The organism is Agrobacterium tumefaciens, assembly GCF_031801495.1.
GTDB classification, from domain to species: domain Bacteria; phylum Pseudomonadota; class Alphaproteobacteria; order Rhizobiales; family Rhizobiaceae; genus Agrobacterium; species Agrobacterium tumefaciens_K.
The window spans coordinates 1241991-1264022 of the sequence record NZ_JAOEGC010000001.1 but is presented as its reverse complement, the minus strand read 5'-3'; the positions used below and the strand labels follow the sequence as shown (position 1 = coordinate 1264022).

At 58.2% G+C, this 22032-nt stretch carries 23 protein-coding genes and 1 tRNA gene; 18 read left to right on the top strand and 6 right to left on the bottom strand.

The genetic code is table 11. The annotated features are described in order from the left end of the window. Positions 1 to 137 precede the first annotated feature (137 nt). The 8 genes from N7578_RS05865 to N7578_RS05830 all read left to right on the top strand — a co-directional run bounded on the left by N7578_RS05865 (position 138) and on the right by N7578_RS05830 (position 7444). The gene (locus N7578_RS05865) at positions 138 to 1718 is read left to right on the top strand and encodes an ATP-binding protein (protein WP_311109350.1); all 1581 of its coding nucleotides are present in this window, start codon (positions 138 to 140) and stop codon (positions 1716 to 1718) included. Further along, positions 1711 to 2343 carry a response regulator transcription factor gene (locus N7578_RS05860; protein ID WP_311109349.1) on the top strand — a complete coding sequence of 211 codons (633 nt, stop codon included), beginning with the start codon at positions 1711 to 1713 and terminating at the stop codon, positions 2341 to 2343. The genes N7578_RS05865 and N7578_RS05860 overlap by 8 nt, the downstream gene beginning before the upstream one ends. A gap of 90 nt (positions 2344 to 2433) precedes the next feature. Further along, positions 2434 to 2808: a response regulator gene (locus tag N7578_RS05855; RefSeq protein WP_311109348.1), complete on the top strand. Its 375-nt coding sequence runs from the start codon at positions 2434 to 2436 to the stop codon at positions 2806 to 2808. A gap of 38 nt (positions 2809 to 2846) precedes the next feature. Continuing rightward, positions 2847 to 3047, top strand: a complete 201-nt coding sequence (locus tag N7578_RS05850; protein WP_311109347.1) for a hypothetical protein — start codon at positions 2847 to 2849, stop codon at positions 3045 to 3047. A gap of 249 nt (positions 3048 to 3296) precedes the next feature. Then, the gene (locus tag N7578_RS05845) at positions 3297 to 3764 is read left to right on the top strand and encodes a hypothetical protein (protein ID WP_311109346.1); all 468 of its coding nucleotides are present in this window, start codon (positions 3297 to 3299) and stop codon (positions 3762 to 3764) included. Position 3765: 1 nt separating this feature from the next. Then, positions 3766 to 5013, top strand: coding sequence for an oxalate decarboxylase family bicupin (locus N7578_RS05840; protein ID WP_311109345.1), 1248 nt, complete (start codon positions 3766 to 3768; stop codon positions 5011 to 5013). Positions 5014 to 5102: 89 nt separating this feature from the next. After that, positions 5103 to 6314 (top strand): MFS transporter, encoded by a 1212-nt coding sequence (locus tag N7578_RS05835; RefSeq protein ID WP_311109344.1) that lies wholly within the window; start codon positions 5103 to 5105, stop codon positions 6312 to 6314. Between the two features lie 11 nt (positions 6315 to 6325). Beyond that, the gene (locus tag N7578_RS05830; protein ID WP_311109343.1) at positions 6326 to 7444 is read left to right on the top strand and encodes an FAD binding domain-containing protein; all 1119 of its coding nucleotides are present in this window, start codon (positions 6326 to 6328) and stop codon (positions 7442 to 7444) included. A 131-nt stretch (positions 7445 to 7575) separates the two neighbouring features. Here N7578_RS05830 and N7578_RS05825 read toward each other — a convergent pair. Together N7578_RS05825 and cpdR are read right to left on the bottom strand one after the other, a co-directional pair. Further along, a tRNA-Val gene (locus N7578_RS05825) sits at positions 7576 to 7650 on the bottom strand. Positions 7651 to 7731: 81 nt separating this feature from the next. Next, positions 7732 to 8094: a cell cycle two-component system response regulator CpdR gene (gene cpdR / locus N7578_RS05820; RefSeq protein WP_138791964.1), complete on the bottom strand. Its 363-nt coding sequence runs from the start codon at positions 8092 to 8094 to the stop codon at positions 7732 to 7734. A 181-nt stretch (positions 8095 to 8275) separates the two neighbouring features. On the opposite strand from cpdR, the gene N7578_RS05815 reads away from it, so the two are divergent. After that, positions 8276 to 9160: an N-formylglutamate amidohydrolase gene (locus N7578_RS05815; RefSeq protein WP_311109342.1), complete on the top strand. Its 885-nt coding sequence runs from the start codon at positions 8276 to 8278 to the stop codon at positions 9158 to 9160. A gap of 290 nt (positions 9161 to 9450) precedes the next feature. After that, entirely contained in the window at positions 9451 to 10227 is a 777-nt protein-coding gene (hisN, locus tag N7578_RS05810) for a histidinol-phosphatase (RefSeq protein WP_311109341.1), read from the top strand. Between the two features lie 7 nt (positions 10228 to 10234). Here hisN and N7578_RS05805 read toward each other — a convergent pair whose 3' ends face one another. Next, positions 10235 to 11173 (bottom strand): alpha/beta hydrolase, encoded by a 939-nt coding sequence (locus tag N7578_RS05805; protein ID WP_311109340.1) that lies wholly within the window; start codon positions 11171 to 11173, stop codon positions 10235 to 10237. Positions 11174 to 11508: 335 nt separating this feature from the next. On the opposite strand from N7578_RS05805, the gene N7578_RS05800 reads away from it, so the two are divergent. From N7578_RS05800 to N7578_RS05790, 3 genes are all read left to right on the top strand, one after another. Then, positions 11509 to 12090: a cytochrome b gene (locus N7578_RS05800; protein ID WP_311109339.1), complete on the top strand. Its 582-nt coding sequence runs from the start codon at positions 11509 to 11511 to the stop codon at positions 12088 to 12090. Continuing rightward, positions 12087 to 12680, top strand: a complete 594-nt coding sequence (locus tag N7578_RS05795; RefSeq protein ID WP_311109338.1) for a YceI family protein — start codon at positions 12087 to 12089, stop codon at positions 12678 to 12680. The genes N7578_RS05800 and N7578_RS05795 overlap by 4 nt, the downstream gene beginning before the upstream one ends. Before the next feature lie 161 nt (positions 12681 to 12841). Further along, positions 12842 to 13324 (top strand): Hsp20 family protein, encoded by a 483-nt coding sequence (locus N7578_RS05790; RefSeq protein WP_311109337.1) that lies wholly within the window; start codon positions 12842 to 12844, stop codon positions 13322 to 13324. 60 nt (positions 13325 to 13384) lie between these two features. On the opposite strand, the gene N7578_RS05785 is transcribed toward N7578_RS05790, so the two are convergent. Next, complete coding sequence (locus N7578_RS05785) at positions 13385 to 14404, bottom strand: bile acid:sodium symporter family protein (RefSeq protein ID WP_311109336.1); 1020 nt, start codon at positions 14402 to 14404, stop codon at positions 13385 to 13387. A gap of 97 nt (positions 14405 to 14501) precedes the next feature. On the opposite strand from N7578_RS05785, the gene N7578_RS05780 reads away from it, so the two are divergent. Next, on the top strand, positions 14502 to 15362 hold the full coding sequence (locus N7578_RS05780) for a LysR family transcriptional regulator (protein ID WP_311109335.1): 861 nt from the start codon (positions 14502 to 14504) through the stop codon (positions 15360 to 15362). Positions 15363 to 15439: 77 nt separating this feature from the next. On the opposite strand, the gene N7578_RS05775 is transcribed toward N7578_RS05780, so the two are convergent. Next, entirely contained in the window at positions 15440 to 16099 is a 660-nt protein-coding gene (locus N7578_RS05775) for a peroxiredoxin (RefSeq protein WP_311109334.1), read from the bottom strand. A 150-nt stretch (positions 16100 to 16249) separates the two neighbouring features. Beyond that, positions 16250 to 17287, bottom strand: a complete 1038-nt coding sequence (locus N7578_RS05770) for an NAD(P)-dependent alcohol dehydrogenase (protein WP_311109333.1) — start codon at positions 17285 to 17287, stop codon at positions 16250 to 16252. 308 nt (positions 17288 to 17595) lie between these two features. On the opposite strand from N7578_RS05770, the gene kdpF reads away from it, so the two are divergent. The 4 genes from kdpF to kdpC are packed head-to-tail and all read left to right on the top strand — an operon-like array spanning position 17596 to position 22032. Continuing rightward, positions 17596 to 17682, top strand: a complete 87-nt coding sequence (gene kdpF / locus N7578_RS23750; RefSeq protein WP_138792259.1) for a K(+)-transporting ATPase subunit F — start codon at positions 17596 to 17598, stop codon at positions 17680 to 17682. A gap of 19 nt (positions 17683 to 17701) precedes the next feature. Continuing rightward, a complete protein-coding gene (gene kdpA, locus N7578_RS05765) occupies positions 17702 to 19411 on the top strand; it encodes a potassium-transporting ATPase subunit KdpA (protein ID WP_311109332.1) in 1710 nt (569 codons plus the stop codon). Between the two features lie 12 nt (positions 19412 to 19423). Then, the gene (kdpB, locus tag N7578_RS05760; protein ID WP_311109331.1) at positions 19424 to 21460 is read left to right on the top strand and encodes a potassium-transporting ATPase subunit KdpB; all 2037 of its coding nucleotides are present in this window, start codon (positions 19424 to 19426) and stop codon (positions 21458 to 21460) included. A gap of 2 nt (positions 21461 to 21462) precedes the next feature. Beyond that, positions 21463 to 22032 carry a potassium-transporting ATPase subunit KdpC gene (kdpC, locus tag N7578_RS05755; protein ID WP_311109330.1) on the top strand — a complete coding sequence of 190 codons (570 nt, stop codon included), beginning with the start codon at positions 21463 to 21465 and terminating at the stop codon, positions 22030 to 22032.

Sequence of the window (22032 nt, the reverse complement as noted above, 5' to 3'; positions counted from 1 at the left end):
TGGAGTGTATTTTTCAAGACCGCAGCGCAATATTCCCGATATCCTCGCGCGTATCAATGTGTGCAACCAACACCTATGTATAGGTCAGGTTGTGCTCCAAAAGCCTTATTGTCGCGAAAAATCGCATCGGGGGAATAATGTCGGTTGCGTCAAAGATATTTCGCACGCGCGAACTGGATGGCGGAGGACACCATTTTGCTTTCGGTGTCACCGCAGCAGCGCTTTGCGCTACGGTCTTCTATGTCGATACATACACCGACATAGAAGGCGCGATCGCGGTGCTGTACGTCATAACGATGTTGCTGGCCGCACAGGCGACGACACGGTTCGGGCTTGTTGCCACGGCTTGTGTCTGCGCTGTCTTGACCCTGCTTTCCTACGTCATGACCCACTCGCAGGACGCCGATCTGCAATCGGTCGTCCGTCTTGTTGTCGCTCTTGCTGCCCTTATCGTCACGACGGTACTGCTCTTGAAAACGGAAACCTCCCGTCGGGCGCTTCTTTCCATCAACGCAGCGCTGAAAGAAAGCGAAGAACGTTATCGTTCAATCTTCGACCGGACACGCGTAGCCCTCTGGGAGCGTGATTATTCAAGGCTCCATGCCGTGCTCATGAACCTGAAGCAACAGGGTATCGTCGATATGCGGGAGCATGCACGCGCCAATCCCGGCTTTACGGAGCGGTGCATCGACCTCATAACGGTTGTTGCGTCGAACGAAGCAGGCAAGGAGATGATGGGACACAGCGATTCCATCAACGATGCCTTGAAAAAGTCCATCACGCCGTCGGTGGACAAGTTCATCGACGTCCTGCAGGCCATCGTTGATAATCGTCGCTTCTTCGAAGACAAGGTCGTCGTGCGCACGGCGGGCGGAGAAGACAAGCTGGTGCTTCTTTCCATAAACTTTCCGGCCGAAAGCGCCGCCTTCAACCGAGTGGTGGTGAGCATGGTCGACATTACTCAACGTGAACTGGCGCTCAAGGCGCTGGCCGAGGCACAGGCCGAACTGACCAAGGCGACCAAGGCCGCAACCGTGGGCGCGATGTCAGCCTCCCTCGCACATGAACTGAACCAGCCTCTTGGCGCCATCATCGTCAATGCCCAGACGCTGCTGCGCTGGCTGGACCGTGACCCGCCAGATCTCGCAGCCGCACGCCGCTCGGCCGAACGCATGATCCGTGACAGCCAGCGGGCCAGCGAAATCATCGAAAACACGCGAAGCCAGTTGGCACAGACACGCGGAAAGCTCGAGATTTTCGAACTGGACGAGTTCCTCGACGAGACCCTCGTCCTGCTCGAGCATGACCTCGAGCGCAGCGGAACGACAATCAGGATCGAAAAAGAACACACACCGCCGGTGAAAGCGGTCAAGATCGAGTTGCAGCAGGTTCTCATCAACCTGCTTACGAACGCTATTCAGGCGATGGACGAGGCAGGTATCAACAATCGTGTCATCACCGTGCGAAAAGAAAGCCAGGACGCCAACCACATCCGCGTGATCGTGCGCGACAATGGACCCGGGATTGCTGCCGATGTGAAAGACAAGCTGTTTTCACCCTTCTTCACCACAAAAGCGGCCGGGATGGGTATGGGGCTCTCCATCTGCCGCACCACACTCGAAGCACGCGGCGGTAAGCTCGATGGCGACAACCACCCTCTCGGCGGAGCGGTTTTTGCCATCTCGATGCCAGTGCGCCCGGAGATGGACCATGCCTGACCCTCGCAAGGCGCTGAAAGATTCCTCTACGCCAGTCGTCTTCATCGTAGACGACGACCTGGGGATGCGGGAAGCGCTGACCGATCTCTTCCGTTCGATGAAGTTCGATGCCGAAGCCTTCGAGAGCACGGCCGCGTTTCTGGAAAACGCCAACCTGAGCCGCCCCGGCTGTCTTCTTCTGGACGTGCGTTTACCGGGCATCAGCGGCCTTGATTTTCAGACACAGATGGATCGTCTTGGTAACCAGATGCCGATCGTCTTCATGACTGGGTTTGGCGACATTCCGATGAGCGTACGGGCGATGAAGGCGGGGGCCGTCGATTTTCTGACCAAACCATTCAAGGAACAGGACATTCTGGATGCCGTGGCAACGGCGATGGAGCGCGACGCAGCGCGGCGGCGGGAGAGCGCCCAGAATGAGGCCGTGAGTTCACTTGCTGAACAGTTGACGCCGCGGGAGCGGGAAGTGATGGCCGCTGTGGTCCGTGGATTGATGAACAAACAGATCGCTTACGAACTCGGCATCAGTGAAGTGACGGTAAAACTGCACCGCGGCAACGTCATGCGCAAGATGGAAGCGCGGTCGGTGGCCGATCTTGTTCGAAAGGTAGAGATGCTCGGTTAGCGGCACCGACCACCTGTATCTTAGTATGGTATCTTTTCGGCATTGACGGGCGCATAGAAGAGGCAACGAAAAACAGAAAAGGTCGCCTCATTGTCCCCCGTTCCCGTAATTGCCGTCGTTGACGATGATCAGGCCATCCGTGAAGCCATGGATGACCTCATCAAGTCTTTCGGATACGAATGCTGCCTGTTTGCCTCAGCTGAAGAATTCCTGAACTTCAAGTCACGGGCGGCAATCGACTGTATCGTTGTGGATGTGAAGATGCCGGGATTGACCGGGATCGAATTGCAGGCCGAGCTGAACCGGCATGGCGATCATCCGCCGATGATTTTTGTGACATCCTACGAGGATGACCGGACACGCAATGCCGCATTGAGCGGTGGCGCCTACGCTTTTCTTCGCAAGCCGGTCAACATCGGCAAATTGATGGGCTGCCTGGAATCCGCACTGGTCAAAGGCTCCTGACCGCACCATCGTTTACTCACCACAGAGGAGTAAGGTCATTGCTGTCATTTTCCAACGTACAGATCTCGGAAAAGAACGGCGTCCTGTCGTTGACCGCCAACCTTTTCAGCAGCCAGTCGAACCAGTCCTACACGTTCCGTTGCGAAGTTGAGCGAACAGGATCGATAAAGACGATCGACTACACGTCCGTTGAACAGAACCTGGCGAACAGCGTGAAAAACGCGCTTCCGGCGCCCTGATTCATCGACGCCATACCGTTCATCTATCGCCATTTTTTGTGCTCAGACGCATGCCGTCCGGGCACGCGTCGCTGTTGATGGTACAGCCTCCACCTCTTCTCCCGTCGCATCCAACACCTCCGCACATGCAAACTACACCAGTGTATAGATGCCGGAGCGCCCACCTCGCCGTAGCCTTTTATCCAGAACGGCGCCTTCCTCCCAGGCAGCGCGACCGTGACAAGATAAACTCTTTTCATGGAGCACGGCATGACCTCCATCAGCGAGAAGGCAAATCCGCGAAAACCTCGCAGATTTGAACTAGCCGCCATAACCGCACTGGGCGCCATCGCACTGCTTGCTGGAAGCGCGCTTTTGCTGGACGAACCGCAACCGGCACTTGCGGCCTCCGAGCAGATGGCCTCGGCCATTACCTTCCGGATCCTCAGCCCGCAGACCATCGACAGGCTGGCAAGCGTCACTGTCGTAGCGAAAGCCAACGACGAGGCCGCCGCAAGCGCGCACTCTCCGTCGCTCTTTGACGACACGTCATGCGTCATGGCCCGTGCCGCCAGAAAAACCGATCGGCATGACGCCCTTGACCCCAAAGCCTTCTGTCAGCTTCAGCACCGGCTTTTAAATGCGGAACTGATCGGCCGAATGGCCTCGCTCGAACGTGATTCGCAGTCCCGTCTGTTCGACGCCTCTTCTCAACCCACGATAAACAGGGAATTCTAGGATGGAAACTTTATCGAGACGCGCAGTCCTTGCCATCGGCGCCATCGGAAGTACGGCGCTTGCGGCCAGCACCGCAAGAGCGGCATCTTTCGGCAATCCGGACCAGCCCCCGGAGGGCGCTATCAATGCAAATCCGGCGGGGCTGAGTGATCCCGGCCCGAAAAACCCGGCCATCAACGGGCAATTTCCATCCTTCGAGAACCCACCCGCAACCGATGTCGGGGACATGCAGCTTTTCTGGGGGTCCTTCAACAACGCCCCCAAACGTATTCAGGATGGTGGCTGGGCACGGCAGGTGACAAAATCCGATTTCGCGATTTCGGATGCCGTTTCCGGCGTCAACATGCGACTGGGACCGGGCGGCGTGCGGGAAATGCACTGGCACCGTGCCGCTGAATGGGCAATCATGACCAACGGTCGTTGCCGCATCACCGTGCTGGATGCACAGGGCCGCGCCTACGTACAGGATGTGGAGGCAGGCGATCTCTGGTATTTTCCAGCCGGTTTTCCCCACTCCCTCCAAGGGCTTGGACCCGAGGGCTGTGAGTTCGTCATCGTGTTCGATGAAGGAGATCAATCCGAATACGGCACGCTGCTGCTGACCGACTGGCTGGCGCATACCGCACCTGAACTGCTGGCCAAGAACTTCGGCGTTCCGCAGGATGCGTTCCGCAACATTCCCTTGCAGGATCTCTGGATCTTTCAGGGCAAGGAACCCGGTCCGCTTTCGCAGGATCAGGAGGCCGTCGCTGGCGCCGGCCTCCCTCCCTATCCTTTCACCTACAAGCTGGCAGCATCAAAGCCGCTGAAGGAAAATGCCTCGGGCGTGATCCATCTCGCAGACAGCAGCCTTTTCACGGTTTCCAAAACCATCGCAGCTGCCATCGAGACGATCAAGCCGGGTGCCGTCCGCGAGATGCATTGGCATCCCAACGCCGACGAATGGCAATACTGGATCAAAGGCGAAGGCCGCATGACGGTGTTCGATGCGGGTCCACGCAGCCAGACGGCTGATTTCCGGCCAGGCGATATCGGTTACGTCAAGAGAAGCCAGGGCCATATCATCGAGAACACCGGAACGACCGACCTTCAGTTTGTTGCGGTTTTCAAGACGGCCGAATACCAGGAAGTCAGTTTGTCATCCTGGCTGACCCACACACCACCGTCGCTCGTGGCTCAGCATCTGAAGATCAGCCTCGAAGATCTGGCAAAATTCCCGGCAGATCAACCGGCCATCATGCCGGGCTGAACTGCCCAAGATTGTCGGCGGATCCGCAACGCTGATCCGCCGGTCTTCCTCACCCAGCACAAGGCTTCGAACGGATCGAAGGTAAACACATGACTATCTCCAGCGTGACCCATCATCGGAATATGTCGACCGGCCTTGGTCGGGGTAGCCTCTACTCAATGGCTGTCGCCAGCGGCGTCGCAGTTGCAAACATCTATTATAACCAGCCAATGCTCGGCATCATCGAAAACGATCTCGGGCAGACGTCAGTGACCGGGCTGGTCCCGACCGCCACCCAGCTAGGTTACGCGCTCGGCCTGTTCTTCCTGTTACCTTTCGGGGATATCATTCACCGTCGCAAACTCATAATCGGCCAGTTCATCCTCCTTGCTCTCGCCCTTGCAATAGCAGCCATCGCCCCTTCGGCATGGTTTCTTGTCGGCGCCTCCCTTCTGGTTGGCGCAAGCGCAACGGTTGCGCAGCAGATCGTGCCCTTCGCAGCCATACTTGCGACACCGGAAAAGCGCGGCTCCACAATCGGCACCGTCATGGCCGGCGTGCTTTCAGGCATCCTGTTCAGCCGAACCCTGTCCGGTTTTGTCGGCGAGCACGCTGGCTGGCGAGAAATGTTCTGGATCAGCGTTCCACTTGCGCTTGCGGCGGCGGCGCTGATGTTCTTCACGCTGCCGGACCATAGACCCACATCGAGAATGCATTACCACCGTGCGATCATTTCGCTTGCCCATCTCTGGAGCAAACATCGGCAGTTACGGACGGCATCATTGATGCAGGCGGCACTTTTCGGCTCATTCACGGCTTTCTGGACAATTCTTGCCTTCTACCTCGAAACACCGCGGTTCAACCTGGGCGCGGATGTCGCCGGTCTTTTCGGGATCATCGGTGCGGTCGGTATTTTTGCCGCACCGCTGGCCGGACGCATCGCCGACCGCCGTGGCCCGCACTACGTGCTGTGGGTCGGTGTGCTGTTGACGCTGCTTTCCTGGGGCATATTCGGTCTGTGGGGATCGCTTGCCGCACTGGTCATCGGTGTCATCATCCTCGACTTTGGCGTCCAGAGTACGCTGGTGTCAAACCAGCACATTGTCTATGCGCTCGATCCGGAGGCACGAAGCCGACTGAACACGATCTTCATGACCGCCATGTTCCTCGGCGGCTCGGCCGGAGCCGCGCTTGCGACGATCGCATGGGCAGAAGCAGGCTGGGGCGGTGTCAGCCTTCTGGGGGCCGCACTTGCACTGATCGCATCGGCCATCCGACTGATCGACCATCGCGCTCTCCATCATCCGGCTGCGGAAGAATAGGACAGAGCGCCATGAAACGATTGACCGTTCGCATTGCAGGCGGATCTCTGGCTGGCCTGTTCGCAGGCATCCTGCTCCAGCAGGAAGGGCATGATGTAAAAGTGTACGAGCGTTCGTCCTCCGGCCTTGCCGGACGCGGCGCGGGGCTGGTGCCACAGCAGGACCTTTTCGAGGTTCTTGAGCAGATCGGCTGCGAAGACGTCGCGCAGGTGGGCGTGGTTGCGAAAGAGCGGATCTACCTCGATGCTGCCGGTCGAATTGCGCAGCGCCTGGGCATGCCTCAGATGCAGGTCTCATGGGACTACCTGTTCGAACGTGTATCGGCACGCCTCGCCGCAGGCAGTTATGTTCTCGGGAAACACGTCGATAAGGTTCATGAAGACGATGACGGGGCGACCCTGACATTCGCAGACGGCACCCGGGAGCGCGCCGATCTGGTCATCGGCGCAGATGGTCTGGGCTCGACGATCCGCGGAAGCCTCAACCGTCATCCGGCGAACCTCTATTCCGGTTACGTCGCATGGCGCGGCCTGATTGCCGAAACACGGTTGCCCGACGAGGCAAACGTGCTGCTGGACCGTTTCACCTTTTACCTATCACCGGGAATCCATGTTCTCGGTTATCTCGTGCCTGGGCCTCATGGTGAAACAGAGAAGGGCCAGCGACGTTACAACTGGGTCTGGTATCGGCCCGTTTCGGCAGACGACCTGCCCCGTACTTTTACCGGCCGGGACGGCAGGCGGTTTGAATATTCGTTGCCACGTGGCGAACTGTCAACCGAGCGCAAGGCCGCACTGTACGACGATGCCTTCGCGCTGCTACCGCCTCAGCTGGCGCTTGCGGTCCGGTCAGAGGAAACTCCGTCCATTCAGGGAATTTTCGATTATGAGGCAGAACAGATCGCCTCGCACCATCTGGCGTTGATAGGTGATGCAGCTTTCGTCGCTCGCCCCCACACGGCGATGGGCGTCTCGAAGGCGGCCAGCGATGCCATGGCGCTGCGTGACGCCCTGCGCCAAACCGACGATCTTTCCGCGGCACTTTTGAGATACCAGCGCGCCCGCCTTCCGGTTGGAAAAACGACTGTCGCTTATGGCAGGAGGCTCGCCGCAACGGCACTTGGTGCATGAAGGATGGTGCAGTTTTTTCCCTGAGGAATTTAGCACATCCTCCTTGCCTTACAGGTTCGATGAACCCTTGGAGCACAAAATAAAAAGGGCTTCTGATTTCTCAGAAGCCCTTACTTATCAACTAATTAGGATGGTGGGCGTGACAGGGATTGAACCTGTGACCCCTACGATGTCAACGTAGTGCTCTCCCGCTGAGCTACACGCCCTTCCGTGAGGCGGCATAGACCATATGGCAGTGCCGCCGTCAACTGGTTTTGTGTCGTTTTTTTGAAGTTTTTTCAGAACCCTTACGCCACAAGGAGTTTGTTGACCTCGTCAACGAGGTCGCGAAGATGAAAAGGCTTGGAAAGAACCTTCGCGTCCTTGGGAGCCTTCGAATCGGCGTTCAAAGCGACCGCTGCAAAACCCGTGATGAACATCACTTTGAGGTCGGGATCGAGTTCGGTGGCGCGGCGCGCCAGTTCGATTCCGTCCATTTCCGGCATGACGATGTCTGTCAGGAGCAGGGAAAAAGGCTCTTCGCGAAGACGGTCGTAAGCGCTTGCGCCGTTGTCAAAGGAAGAGACCTGGTAGCCAGCCTTTTCCAGCGCCTTGACGAGAAAGCGCCGCATATCGTTGTCGTCTTCAGCAAGAAGGATTTTCTGATTCATTTAAATGACCGTAACTGCTCGATGTTTGGAATACCCTAGTCCGATTGTAGGGTTTTCAGGGTAAATATCCTGTGAACGCGAGAATCGGTATAGCGCTGTTTGGGCGATAGTATGGACTTGCCTCAAGGGAACTGGCAACATAAGCATTCTGATAGATTTACGACATGGTAAACGGCGCTGAATGGACTGGATAACGGGCGAATACGAGCTGTTTGAGGTAACGGAGCCTGCCGTCCAAACCCTGCCATTCGTCTATAATTCACCCCATAGCGGCCGTTGCTATCCTGTCTCCTTTCTCGAGACCTCGCGCCTCGGTCCGCATGAGATCCGCCGTTCGGAGGATCACTTCGTTGACGAGCTGTTCGGGGCAGCACCCGATATCGGCGCGCCGATGCTGAAGGCGAACTTCCCGCGCGCCTATCTCGACGTCAATCGCGAGCCATATGAACTCGACCCACGCATGTTCGACGGCGCTCTGCCGCCCTATGCCAACATAGGCTCGATGCGTGTGGCGGGTGGCCTCGGCACCGTGCCACGCATCGTTGCGGAGAATATGGACATCTACGCACATCGCCTGCCGGTCGAGGAAGCCCTGACGCGGGTGGAAACCATCTACAAGCCCTACCATGCCTGCCTGCGCAGACTAGTCTCACGTACCCATGCACAATTCGGCATGGCGGTTCTCATCGATTGCCACTCCATGCCTGGCAACATCCGGGTTGCGGGATCGAATATACGGCCGGATATCATCATCGGCGATCGCTATGGCACAAGCGCATCGCAGGAAGTTTCCCGCGCCGCCTTGCACTTCCTGGAGGAATTGGGCTTCATCGCAGTCTGCAACAAGCCCTATGCTGGCGGCTTCATCACCGAACACTATGGACGCCCGATCCGTTCCCTGCATGCCTTGCAGATCGAAGTGAACCGCGGGCTCTACGTGGATGAAAAAACGCTCGCGAAGAATGCGGATTTCCACGCCATTCAGGCGTCGCTGGAAATCTTCATGCGCCAGATCGGCGCATTCGTTTCGGAGTACGCAATCGAAACGTCTCTGGCAGCCGAGTAATTCCCCTCACCCAACGACATGGCAAATGCGCGGCGGAAAAACCTGCGCAAAAAAAACCGCGCCTGCGCGCGGTCAAGTCTAGGGAGGAAACACCCAAGGAGGGTATTTACAGTCAAAGACTGTAGCTTGAAGCTACTCAATAATTGCACAATTGTCAATCAATTTGTTTATTGCACATTATTTCATCTTATGCTGAAAATATGGAAACGGCCTGAATCGAGACATGAGTGGACGACGTGCATCGTTCCGGTCTATTGATCAGCACAGATTGTTCAGGGAATGAGGTTCGCATGCTGCCCGACCGGGATTTCTTCTTCAAACTTGCCGACGCCGCGAGCGCTGAGACGCTTCCTCGTTTCCGTACCGGCATTGCCGTCACCAACAAGCAGGATGGCGGCTACGACCCGGTGACAGAAGGTGATCAGGCGGCGGAAACGGCCATCCGCGCCCTCATCGAAACAACCTTTCCGCAGCATGGCATACTGGGTGAAGAACACGGCAATATCGGGCTGGATCGCGAACACGTCTGGGTCATCGATCCGATCGACGGTACCCGGGCCTTCATCTCAGGCGTTCCGGTCTGGGGCACGCTGATCGGTTTTCAAACCGCCGGCCGCGCAGCCATGGGCATGATGGACCAGCCCTTTACCAGGGAGCGCTATTTTGCCGATGGTGACAACGCCTGGTATTTCGGACCTGATGGCGAGCGCAAGATCCGCACGCGGGAGTGCACATCACTCTCCGATGCCGTATTGTTCACAACCTCGCCGCATATTTTCACGGCAGAGGAAGCTCCCCTCTATCAGGAGGTGCAGGACAAGGTTCGCCTGTTCCGCTACGGCGTGGATTGTTATGCCTATTGCCTGTTGGCAGCTGGCCACATCGATCTGGTGATTGAAACCAGCCTTAAACCTTACGATGTCGGCGCACTTATTCCCGTCATCGAAAAGGCCGGTGGCATCATGACCACCTGGGATGGCGGACGACCGGAAAATGGTGGACGAATCATTGCTGCGGGCTCGAAGGCCGTGCACGAGGAAGCACTCGCCATTCTATCCAGACTATAGGGAGAATTCACTCCGGCGCGAAAAATGCGTCGATCGCCGCGAGCGCCTGCCTGCGGTAGATATCGCGTTCGTGCAGCAGTTCATGGCGCGCCCCGGTGACGGGAAGCAGTTGCGCCGCACGGAAATTGCGGGAAAGCTCTTCCTGCGCCTTGTAGGGCGTGATCGTATCCAGCATAGGCGCCAGTACGAGTGTCGGTATCATGACATTCGTCAAGTGTTCCTGGCGGTTGACGCGCCTCATGGTCTTCAGCGCCTCATAGAGCCAGCGGGCCGTCGGCGCTCCGACGAAGAGATCGCCATGCTCCTTGTGAAGCGCGAGATTGCGCGCAAAGCGCGCGGCATCCGATGTCAGCGGGTTACCGTCGAAGTCACGCTCCCGCTGATCCTTGCCAAGCTGGACACCACCGAGGCCGACGAGGCTGAACACGGTGGAGACAAGCCGGATGATCGATGGCGGGACCGACTGCTGTTCACCCAAGGCAACGAATGGCGAACTGAGCACCAACCGCTCTATCCTGTTGGAGAGCCTAGGCGCCGATGCCAGTGCGGAAAGCGCGCCGGTGGAGTGTGCGACCATGAAAAACGGCAGTCGCGTATCGGGAAGCACGATCTGCTCGAGAAACAGGTTTATGTCGCGCTGATAATCGGCAAAGCGCCGCACATGCCCGGCATCGTTTTTCCGCAGACGCTCCGAACCGCCCTGCCCGCGGGTGTCGAAGGTTGCAACCCAGAACCCCATCGCGGTCAGGTCATTGATCGTCTCGAAATATTTCTCGATACACTCGTTTCGACCATGCAGCAGCACGACCGTTCCCCGCGCAAGCTGGCGGGTGGCGCGAAAAATTGCATATCGAAGCTGTTTGCCGCCATATCCCGTGAAATAACCAACCGTGTGGTTTTCAGGAACCGGGTTGTTTTCGCTGGCGCGCAATAGGGCTTCGGTCATGAATCTTTTCCGGCTGTCGTACCTCTATCGGATAGGTCGGCGAAACGGGCACGTCAAAGAAAAAATTGCCGGAACCGACGGTTAATGCAGTCGCGGTTCCGGCCAGAAAGACAGAAGAAGAAGAAGGGACGTTATTGCTTCTGTCTTCGAAGCATCGCTCCGATGCATGACGTTCTATCCCCCTCAAACTGAACACTGCCGTAACCACATATTCATTGGAAATTCAGCTTTGATGATGGTCGATCCGGGAAGCACTTGCCTTCTGACAGGAAAATGACTTGCAGCCGGAAAAGAAAAGGCGGATCGTCAGGCCTTGTGCGACGGGAGGTTGTCGCATGGCGAAAGCCTTCAAGAAAGCCTACGGGCCATTCTCGATCATCCTGCACTGGATCATCGCCGTTCTGATCTGTTGCCTTCTTGCTCTCGGCTACGCGATGACCCGGCCAGATATCGATCCGGCTTTGCAGTTCTCGCTTTTCCAATGGCACAAATCCTTCGGCATGCTGGTGCTGGCGCTGACCATCATTCGCGGCCTGCATCGGGTCCTCTCGCCACCCGTCGCACCGGTTGCGGAGCTTGGAACAACGGAGCGTTTCGCCTCCGCCGTCGTCCACCGCTGCCTGCTTGTGCTGGCGATCGCTGTGCCGTTTGCGGGCTGGGCGATTGCGTCGGTTTCTCCGCTCGCCATTCCGACCTTTCTGTTCAACCTGTATGTCGTGCCGGACCTTCCGCTAACCCGCTCGGACATGGCTGAAACGCTGTGGTCAAACGTGCACGCCACACTTGCCTACATGTTGCTTGGCCTCGTTCTGCTGCATGCCGCTGCGGCAATCTATCATCACATGTGGAAACGGGATGCAGTGCTGCTGCGGATGCTGGGACGCAAGCGTCCACCCTCGTCGGAGGAACGCCCATGAAAACCTATTTTCTTCCAAGGTTCACCGTATCATCGGTAATTCTGGTCTGCGTGCCGGCTTACGCGATGGCGGCGAGTCTACCGAGTTTCGACGACGTGGCGGGACGCTATGTGATACAGCCATCGTCTCGCATCACCTTTACCGTTGGGCAGGTCGGCACCGGCGGGGGCATCAAGGGCACGTTCGAAAAATTTTCAGGCACCTTCAATCTTCAGGCGGGCGACGTGACGCGCTCAACGGTGAGCTTCGCGCTGGTGCCGGATAGCGTCCAGACGGGACAGCAGCGCATCGACACCTTCCTGAAGTCAACGGCAGTTTTCGATACGCAGAACTACAGCGCAATCTCGTTTCGTTCGACCCAGATCACGCAGACCGGACCCGATACCGCCCTCGTTGCCGGAGAGCTGACCGCCAAGGGCCACAAGCGCCAAGAAACCTTTACTGTGCAATTGATGCGCTGGAACGGTTCCGGCATCGCCTTCCATGTCACAGGTGACGTTTTCCGTTCACGCTACGCCATGGATGTGGGAACACCGATCTATTCCAACGTGGTCCAGTTCGACATGTTGATCGAGGGAGTGCGCCGGTAAAAACCGTCCTCGCATCGCCAGCTCATCGTGGTCTTGACGAGAAGCAAAGCGATACCCACCTGTTTGTCACGGTCGCCAGAATGGGGCCGTTCCATAAACCGGCCATCGCCAGAAAGGGATGTCCGGCTTAACCGCAAACAGTCGCTCACAAGGAGGACACCATGCGTCACGTTGATTTTTCCCCGCTCTACCGTTCCACCGTCGGTTTCGACCGCCTGTTTTCGATGCTCGACGGCATCGGACAGCCTGAAACGGCCCAGTCCTATCCGCCCTACAACATCGAACGAACCGGCGAAAACGCCTATCGCATAACGATGGCCGTTGCTGGCTTCGATGAAACCGAACTCAGCATCGAATCCCGTGCCAACGCCCTGACCGTCAAGGCTGAGAAGTCTCAGGAAGACAAGGCAAACGAGGGTGAATTCCTCTATCGCGGCATTGCCACGCGCGCCTTCGAACGCCGCTTCCAGCTTGCCGATCACGTCGAAGTACAAACCGCTTCGCTGAAAAACGGCCTGCTTCACATCGATCTCGTTCGCAACATTCCCGAAGCGATGAAACCGCGCCGCATCGCGATTTCCTCCGATATCGCCGAAGCGCCGAAGACAATCGAAGCGCAGGTCACACCGGCTCAGGTCAACTGAAGCCTAGCACCGCGTTCATAACGAACGGCCTCCGAAAGGAGGCCGTTTTTGTTTGTCCGTTCAGCGGGTAGCCGCCGTCGCGGCCTCTGCAGCAAGCGCTTCGGCAGCAGCGGCCTTTTCATGCGCCTTGCGAGCGTAACGTTGCGCAAGCACCGCGCAGACCATGAGCTGGATCTGATGGAAAAGCATTATCGGCAGAACGATTGCACCGATACTCTGTCCGGCAAAAATGGCACCTGCCATCGGAACACCGCTGGCCAGACTCTTTTTCGAACCGCAGAAGGTAATGGTGATTTCATCCGACTTGTTGAAACCCAGAAGGCGACTGCCGAACATGGTCGTGCAAAGAACAAGTGCCAGCAGGATGATATTGATGGCGATGACCACGCCAATATCCCGCAGCGAAAAGGTATGCCAGACGCCCTCGATGACGGCATCGGAAAATGCGAGGTAAACAACCATCAGGATGGAACCACGATCAACCGGCGCCAGAAGCTTCTTGCGCGCCCGGATCCAGTCGCCGACCCACGGCTGCAGAACCTGACCGACGATGAATGGCAGCAACAGCTGCAGGAAAATCTGCAGGAATGCATCCAGCGAAAAGCCCCCACCATGTCCGCCGACAGTGAACAGTACTCCGACCAGAAGCGGCGTCAGGAACATGCCGAAAATGTTCGAGGCGGAAGCCGAGCAGATTGCAGCGGGCACATTGCCACCCGCCATCGAGGTAAAGGCGATGGACGACTGAACGGTGGATGGCAGCACGCAGAGAAACAGGATGCCCATATAAAGTGGCTGGGGCAGGATATCGGTCGGGATGAAGCCTATTCCCAGACCGAGCAGCGGGAACAACCCGAATGTGACCAGGAGAATGGCGAGGTGCAGACGCCAGTGCAGCAAACCCGCGATAACGACGTCACGCGAAAGCCGCGCACCGTGAAGGAAAAACAGCAGGGCGATCGCAAGTTTTGTAGCCAGACCAAAGTAGTCCGCCGCCTGACCGCTGATCGGCAGCACAGAGGCGAGAAGCACGGTGGCGACCAGCATCATGGTGAAGCGATCGGGTAGGAAGCGACTCATCGGAATTCTTTCTGAACGAATTTACTTGAACCGATGACAATTATTGCTCATCATGAAATTGAATGCAAAGACTAACAGTTATTGCGATTTACGATAAATGCTCAATCTCCAACACCTTGCAAGCTTTGTCATGCTGGAGCGAACCGGCAGCTTTACGCTCGCGGCGGAACGGCTGGGAATAGGACAATCGACCGTCAGTCAGCATATTCAGAGACTTGAAGCCGCTCTCGGCCGTAAACTGATCGCTCGCAACACCCATCATGTGAAGCTCACCGGCGAAGGGGAAGCGTTGCTGGGCTACGCCCGCAGCATGCTCGACCTCGACAACAAGGTGGCGTCGCTGTTTGGTGAAAGCCGCCTGCGCGGCCGGTTCCGGCTTGGCGTTTCGGAAGACTTCGTCGCCAGCCGTCTGACGGTCATTCTGGAGGAGTTCATCCGCCTGTACCCGCTGGTTGATCTGGAACTGACCGTTTCACTGAGCGGCGTGCTCTACCAGATGCAGGACAATGGTGAACTTGATGTCGTTCTGGCCAAGCGTCGTGTTGGCGACAAGCTTGGACATTTTCTCTACCGTGAACCTCTCGTGTGGCTGGCGCGCGATCCCGAACGCGTGGTAAACCGCCCCGATGCCCTGCCGCTGATCGCCTTCCCTCCGCCAAGCATTACCCGCAAGGCAGCGCAGGAAGCGCTGGATGGAGCCGGTGTCGTCTGGCGCATCGTCTGCACATGCGGCAGCCTGAGCGGCCTAACCGCAGCGGCAAGAGCAGGCATGGGCGTTCTCGTTCAGCCACGCAGCATGGCGCCGACGGGCTTGAAAGAACTTCCTGCCGGTGTGCTTCCCCCGCTCGAGGATGTGGAGTTCGTGCTGCAGCCGAGCAAAGACGCCGACACCGATCTGGTCCAGGCGCTCTCCGATCTCGTTTCCAGCAAAAGCATAGCACCGGGCAGCTTTGTTTAAGATCCTGAAAACAGTACGGCCGCACCCTTGCGAATGCGGTCGTTCTGTTCGCGGATGTCTTTCAACAGAATGCGCTGTTACGCCGTCGGCTGCTTGGTCTTGCGCAGATACGGCAAAACCGTATCGAACGAACCGAACCGGGTCGTCGCGTCTTCGTTGGAAACCGCGGCCGTAATGATGACGTCCTCACCCTGCTGCCAGTTGGCAGGTGTGGCCACCTGATGCTTGGCGGTCAGCTGAATGGAGTCGATCGCGCGCAGGATCTCGTGGAAGTTGCGGCCCGTGGTCATCGGATATGTGAGGATCAGCTTGATCTTCTTGTCCGGGCCAATGACGTAGACCGAACGCACGGTGGCGTTATCGGCAGGAGTGCGCCCTTCGGACGATTCACCGGCAGCCGCAGGTAGCATGTCGTAAAGCTTCGCGACATTCAGATCGCGGTCGCCGATCAGCGGATATTCGACATCGAAGCCGGTCGCCGTCTTGATATCGATTTTCCATTTGGCATGGCTGTCGACCGGATCGACCGAAATGCCGATGATCTTCACGCCACGCTTCTTGAATTCATCTTCCAGTCCGGCGACCGCACCGAGCTCCGTGGTGCAGACGGGCGTAAAGTTTTTCGGGTGGGAAAAGAGCACCGCCCAACCGCTGCCTATCCATTCATGAAAATGAATGGTTCCTTGTGTCGTCTCAGCGGTAAAATCCGGCGCTAGGTCGTTGATACGAAGGCTCAATGTTGCACTCCTCTTCAATTTGAAAAGTTGATGACGGCAGTCTTCCCCATTTCACTCTTGGATTTTGCCTTACTTTCTTCAAGCAAGTTTATTCCAAGATTCACCCCTTCACGATGTGAATTTTACGGACAACGAAAAATGCTACCCGGCTTATTGCGGCATCAGGATTTGCAGCTTCACATCCGTCTCGCGGGCCTCCACTGCCCGATCGAAACCGGCAATACTGTCCTCAAACGGGATCGTGGCGGAAATCAGCGGCTTCAGATCGACCTTACCTGACGCGATGAGCGCCAAAGCCCGGTCATAGACGTTGGCATAACGGAAAACCGTCTCGACCCTCAGCTCTTTCGCCTGCAACCCGACGATGTCGACCGGAACAGGATCAACCGGCATTCCAACCAATACGATGGCACCACCCGGCCGCGCTAGCTTCGCCATGCCAAGGATTGCAGGCGCAGCGCCCGAGCATTCGAAAACGATATCGCAGCCCCAGCCATCGGTCGCCCCGGCGACAGCTTCAGGCAGAGAACGCTCGCGAATATTGACCGTCTCGATACCCTCGTAAGCACCGATGATATCCAGTTTCGGCTGGGCCAGATCGGCAACGATCACCTTGGCGCAGCCACCTGCCAGTGCTGCAAGCGCCACCATCATGCCGATAGGTCCGGCGCCAGTGACGACCGCGACGTCACCCGGCTGAATGCGGGCCCGAAGTGCAGCCTGCATGCCGATAGCGAAAGGTTCGACCATCGCCCCCTCGGCGAAGGAAACATTCTTCGGCAGCCGGTAAGTAAAGGCAGCGGGATGGATGACTTCGGGCACCAGGCAGCCATGCACCGGCGGCGTTGCCCAGAAGGTTACGGCCGGATCGACGTTATAGATGCCGAGTTTGGCGGCGCGCGAGGTCGGATCGGGAATGCCGGGCTCCATACAAACGCGGTTCCCAACCTTGAGATGCGTCACGTCTGCGCCGGTTTCGATCACCGTGCCGGAGGCTTCGTGTCCCAGCACCATCGGTGCATTGACGACGAAATGGCCGATCTTGCCATGCGTGTAATAGTGTACGTCCGAACCGCAGATACCCACGGTATGCGTGCGAATGCGGACATCCTTCGGCCCCAGCGTAGCGGCAATGTCGAACTCCCGTAACGACAGCTTGCCTTTCTCCTCCAGAACCAGCGCTTTCATCACATCCTCCTCGTGGCATAATCTTGTTGGTGTCTCCGGGAAAGGAAATGATGGGCAACACCGAGCAAAGTAAACAGCAATTCGCTCGGCAACCGCCAAATTCAGCACGCGGCCGCAATCCTTATGTTTTCCTTATGTCGCCAATGCGGATTCCCAATCGAACCCTGATCCGGATCGGGCCTATTTTCTCCTCCTGAATTCAACGGAGAAACGGAAATGTCCGACGTCATCTTCATTGTCGCGGGTATCAGCGCGTTCATCATGTTCGCGCTTTATGCCCGCGCTCTCAACCGTCTGTGAGGCATGCAATGATCGAACCCTTGATCGGCCTCGCTGTTGCTGCGGCACTCGCCATTTATCTCGTCGTGACGCTGCTGCGTCCCGAACGCTTCTGACCCTTCCGGGAGAATCCTCATGACTATCATCGGGTGGCTACAGATCAGCCTCCTTTTTCTTGCCGTGCTCGTGACCGTCAAACCGCTTGGCCTTTACATGGCCAAGGTGTTTGACGGTGACCGTACTTTTCTTTCACCGCTTTTCACGCCCGTCGAACGGGGCTTTTACATGCTCGCGGGCGTCAGCGCGAAGAAGGAGCAAAACTGGCTTGGCTACACGCTGTCGATGCTTGCCTTTTCGATTGCCGGTTTTGTCGTCCTGTACGCCATCCTCCGCCTCCAGGCATTTCTGCCGCTCAACCCACAGGGTTTTGCCAACGTCCCCTCCGATCTCGCGTTCAACACGGCCGTCAGTTTCGTGACCAACACCAACTGGCAGAACTACGCAGGCGAGACGACGATGAGCCATTTCAGCCAGATGGCAGGCCTGACCGTACAGAACTTCCTGTCGGCCGCCGTTGGCATGGCACTCGCAATCGCGCTCACCCGCGCATTTGCGCGTTCGCAGACGGCAACGCTTGGCAATTTCTGGGTCGATATGACCCGCGCGACACTTTACATCCTTCTGCCACTCGCGCTCATCGTGGGTATTGCTTTCGTTGCCATGGGCCTGCCGCAAACTCTTGCCGCAAGCGTCACCGCAACCACGCTGGAAGGCGCACAGCAGGTCATCTCGCTTGGGCCTGTCGCCAGCCAGGAAGCCATCAAGCAGCTCGGCACGAATGGCGGCGGCTTCTTCAACGCCAATGCCGCGCATCCGTTTGAGAACCCGACCGCATTCGCCAATTACCTGAACATCTTCGCGATGTTGTCGATTTCCGCCGCGATGGTCTACACATTCGGCCAGATGGTCGGAAATCGCCGTCAGGGCTGGGTTCTGCTGTCTGCCATGGCAATCCTGCTCATCGGGGGCGTCGCCGTGATCTACTGGGCGGAATCGTCCGGCAACTCCATCCTGACCGCGCTCGGCGTCGATGCCGTACAGGGTAACATGGAAGGCAAGGAAGTCCGCTTCGGCCAGGCCATGACGGCGCTTTACGCTGCCGTCACCACCGGCCTTTCGGATGGCGGCGTCAACGGCATGCACGGTTCCTTCACCGGGCTTGGCGGCCTAGTGCCAATGTTCCTGATCCAGCTGGGTGAAATCCTGCCCGGCGGCGTCGGTTCCGGCCTGTATGGCATGCTGGTCTTTGCCCTGCTGTCCGTTTTCGTGGCTGGCCTGATGGTGGGTCGCACACCGGAATTCCTCGGCAAAAAGATCGAAAGCCGAGAAATGAAATATGCCATGCTGGCGGTCCTCATCCTGCCGGTCGCCATACTGGGCTTCACCGCCATTGCGGCCGTCCTGCCATCGGCTGTCGCCAGCATCGGCACCGCAGGCCCGCATGGCCTGTCGGAAATCCTCTATGCCTACACCTCCGCAACCGGCAACAACGGCTCAGCGTTCGGCGGATTGAGCGGCAATACGCCCTGGTACAACACCACGCTCGGCATTGCCATGTTGCTCGGCCGCTTCGCTTATGTCGTTCCGGTCATGGCCATTGCCGGTTCGCTGGCAGCAAAGGTCCGCGTGCCGGCCTCAAGCGGCACCTTCCCGACAGACGGCCCGCTTTTTGTCGGCCTTCTCATCGGCATCATTCTTATCCTCGGCGGGCTGCAGTTCTTCCCGGCGCTCGCTCTCGGCCCCATCGTCGAACATTTCGCGATGCTTGCCGGCCAGACTTTCTAAAGGACAGTGAACATGTCTCACAAACCCGCAAAACCGGGCCTTTTCGATCCGGCCATCCTTGTGCCGGCTGCAAAGAATGCTTTCGTGAAACTCGACCCGCGCCAGCTCGTGCGCAATCCGGTCATTTTCGTCACCGAAGCCGTCGCGGCCATGGTGTCGCTCTTCTTCATTCGTGATCTGGTGGCAAATACCGGAAACGCCACGTTTTCCGGCCAGATCGCCGCATGGCTTTGGTTCACGGTCATTTTCGCCACGTTTGCGGAAGCCGTGGCGGAAGGCCGTGGGCGGGCACAGGCCGACAGCCTGAAAAGAACCCGTTCGGACCTGACCGCACGGCGCATCGGCCCAAACGGACAGGCGGAAACAATCGCGGCGACCATGCTCAAGGTCGGCGATGTGGTCATCGTCGAGGCAAGCGAACTTATTCCCGGCGACGGTGAAGTCATCGAAGGCGTCGCCTCCGTCAATGAGAGCGCCATCACCGGTGAATCCGCTCCCGTCATCCGCGAATCCGGCGGTGACCGTTCGGCCGTCACCGGCGGTACGCAGGTCCTTTCCGATCAGCTCAAGATCCGCATCACCACACCGCCGGGCGCAAGCTTCGTCGATCGCATGATCGCGCTGATCGAAGGTGCGGAACGACAGAAGACCCCGAACGAGATCGCCCTGTCGATCCTCCTGTCTGGCCTGACGCTGATCTTCCTGATCGTCGTCGTATCGATCTGGGGTCTGGCGGGCTACTCCGGCACCGTGCTTTCCGTCACCGTTCTCGCTGCACTGCTCGTCACACTCATTCCGACGACGATCGGCGGCCTGCTGTCGGCAATCGGCATCGCTGGCATGGACCGGCTCGTACGCTTCAACGTCATTGCCACGTCCGGCCGTGCCGTCGAAGCCGCTGGCGACGTGGATACTCTGCTTCTCGACAAGACCGGCACCATCACCTTCGGTAACCGCATGGCAGCGGACTTCATTCCTGCACCGGGCGTGACCCAGCAGCAGATCGCCGAAGCCGCCCTTCTCGCCAGCCTTTCCGATGAAACACCGGAAGGCCGCTCCATCGCCGCACTGGCAACGGGCGAGTTCGGCCTGACCGTACCGAAGGTTACGGTCGATGCGACAATTCCGTTCACGGCACAGACCCGCCTGTCAGGTGTCGACATGGGGGCACATCGTCTGCGCAAGGGTGCGATTGATGCGATCGTGAAATTTGCTGGCGTCCCGGACAAGGAAGTCCCCGTGGAGTTCACGCAAGCCGTGGAACGCATCGCCCGCACAGGCGGCACGCCGCTCGGCGTGGCTGACGGAAACCGGCTGCTTGGCGTCATTCACCTGAAGGATGTCGTGAAACCCGGCATCAAGGAACGTTTCGCAGCGCTGCGCGCCATGGGCATTCGCACGGTGATGGTCACCGGCGACAACCCGGTCACTGCCGCCGCCATCGCGTCGGAAGCGGGCGTGGATGACTACCTCGCGGAAGCGACGCCGGAGGACAAGCTGGCCTATATCCGCCGTGAGCAACAGGGCGGTCGCCTGATCGCCATGTGCGGCGACGGCACCAACGATGCACCCGCACTGGCGCAGGCCGATGTCGGCGTTGCCATGCAGACGGGAACGCAGGCGGCCCGCGAAGCCGCCAACATGGTGGACCTGGACTCCAGCCCGACGAAACTGATCGAGATCGTCGAAATCGGCAAACAGCTGCTCATGACGCGCGGCTCGCTGACGACCTTCTCCATCGCCAATGACGTCGCGAAATATTTCGCGATCATTCCGGCGCTCTTCGTCGCCACCTATCCAGCACTCGGCGCACTCAACATCATGTCACTTGCCTCACCACAGTCGGCGATCCTCTCCGCCGTCATCTTCAACGCACTGATCATCATCGCGCTGATCCCGCTGGCACTCAAAGGTGTTGCCTATCGCCCCGCTGGTGCCGCGTCTCTCCTTCGCCGTAACCTGTTCATCTACGGACTTGGCGGCCTCGTCCTGCCATTCGCCGGCATCAAGGTCATCGACATCGCCGTTTCGGCATTGCATCTGGTGTAATCATGCTCAACCAACTTCGCCCCGCATTCGTTCTCATCATCCTCATGACGGCTCTGACCGGCCTTGGCTTTCCGCTTGCCGTCACCGGCATCGCGCAGGCACTCATGCCCGCACAGGCCAACGGCAGCATGATCTATCGTGGCGACACGCTGGTCGGTTCCACCCTGATCGGTCAGAACTTTTCGTCCGACCGTTATTTCTGGCCCCGCCCCTCGGCGACGGGACCCGATGCTTACAATGCGTCCGCTTCCTCCGGCTCCAATCTCGGTACAACCTCGGCGAAACTTCGCGACCGTGTTGCAGCCGATATCGAACGCCTGAAAACAGCCGGCATCGGAGACACAATTCCAGGCGACGCCGTGACCACTTCCGGTTCCGGCCTCGACCCGCATATTTCGCCGGAATTCGCCGATGCCCAGATCGCGCGTGTGGCCACCGCTCGTGGTCTGCCGCCACAAACCGTCCGCTCGCTGGTTAATAGCCAGACCGAAAAACGGGCATTGGGAATTATCGGCGAACCACTTGTGAATGTGCTAGAGCTTAACCTTGCGCTGGACGCGCTCAAGAGCTGA

What these genes read in the sequence shown, in the direction of transcription:
- N7578_RS05840 (WP_311109345.1), top strand. Translation starts at nt 3,766, where the DNA reads ATGGAAACTTTATCGAGACGCGCAGTCCTTGCCATCGGCGCCATCGGA.
- N7578_RS05780 (WP_311109335.1), top strand. Translation starts at nt 14,502, where the DNA reads ATGCTCAATCTCCAACACCTTGCAAGCTTTGTCATGCTGGAGCGAACC.
- N7578_RS05865 (WP_311109350.1), top strand. Translation starts at nt 138, where the DNA reads ATGTCGGTTGCGTCAAAGATATTTCGCACGCGCGAACTGGATGGCGGA.
- kdpB (WP_311109331.1), top strand. Translation starts at nt 19,424, where the DNA reads ATGTCTCACAAACCCGCAAAACCGGGCCTTTTCGATCCGGCCATCCTT.
- N7578_RS05815 (WP_311109342.1), top strand. Translation starts at nt 8,276, where the DNA reads ATGGACTGGATAACGGGCGAATACGAGCTGTTTGAGGTAACGGAGCCT.
- hisN (WP_311109341.1), top strand. Translation starts at nt 9,451, where the DNA reads ATGCTGCCCGACCGGGATTTCTTCTTCAAACTTGCCGACGCCGCGAGC.
- N7578_RS05830 (WP_311109343.1), top strand. Translation starts at nt 6,326, where the DNA reads ATGAAACGATTGACCGTTCGCATTGCAGGCGGATCTCTGGCTGGCCTG.
- N7578_RS05860 (WP_311109349.1), top strand. Translation starts at nt 1,711, where the DNA reads ATGCCTGACCCTCGCAAGGCGCTGAAAGATTCCTCTACGCCAGTCGTC.
- kdpF (WP_138792259.1), top strand. Translation starts at nt 17,596, where the DNA reads ATGATCGAACCCTTGATCGGCCTCGCTGTTGCTGCGGCACTCGCCATT.
- cpdR (WP_138791964.1), bottom strand. Translation starts at nt 8,094, where the DNA reads ATGAATCAGAAAATCCTTCTTGCTGAAGACGACAACGATATGCGGCGC.
- N7578_RS05770 (WP_311109333.1), bottom strand. Translation starts at nt 17,287, where the DNA reads ATGAAAGCGCTGGTTCTGGAGGAGAAAGGCAAGCTGTCGTTACGGGAG.
- N7578_RS05795 (WP_311109338.1), top strand. Translation starts at nt 12,087, where the DNA reads ATGAAAACCTATTTTCTTCCAAGGTTCACCGTATCATCGGTAATTCTG.
- N7578_RS05845 (WP_311109346.1), top strand. Translation starts at nt 3,297, where the DNA reads ATGACCTCCATCAGCGAGAAGGCAAATCCGCGAAAACCTCGCAGATTT.
- N7578_RS05785 (WP_311109336.1), bottom strand. Translation starts at nt 14,404, where the DNA reads ATGAGTCGCTTCCTACCCGATCGCTTCACCATGATGCTGGTCGCCACC.
- kdpC (WP_311109330.1), top strand. Translation starts at nt 21,463, where the DNA reads ATGCTCAACCAACTTCGCCCCGCATTCGTTCTCATCATCCTCATGACG.
- N7578_RS05805 (WP_311109340.1), bottom strand. Translation starts at nt 11,173, where the DNA reads ATGACCGAAGCCCTATTGCGCGCCAGCGAAAACAACCCGGTTCCTGAA.
- kdpA (WP_311109332.1), top strand. Translation starts at nt 17,702, where the DNA reads ATGACTATCATCGGGTGGCTACAGATCAGCCTCCTTTTTCTTGCCGTG.
- N7578_RS05790 (WP_311109337.1), top strand. Translation starts at nt 12,842, where the DNA reads ATGCGTCACGTTGATTTTTCCCCGCTCTACCGTTCCACCGTCGGTTTC.
- N7578_RS05835 (WP_311109344.1), top strand. Translation starts at nt 5,103, where the DNA reads ATGACTATCTCCAGCGTGACCCATCATCGGAATATGTCGACCGGCCTT.
- N7578_RS05800 (WP_311109339.1), top strand. Translation starts at nt 11,509, where the DNA reads ATGGCGAAAGCCTTCAAGAAAGCCTACGGGCCATTCTCGATCATCCTG.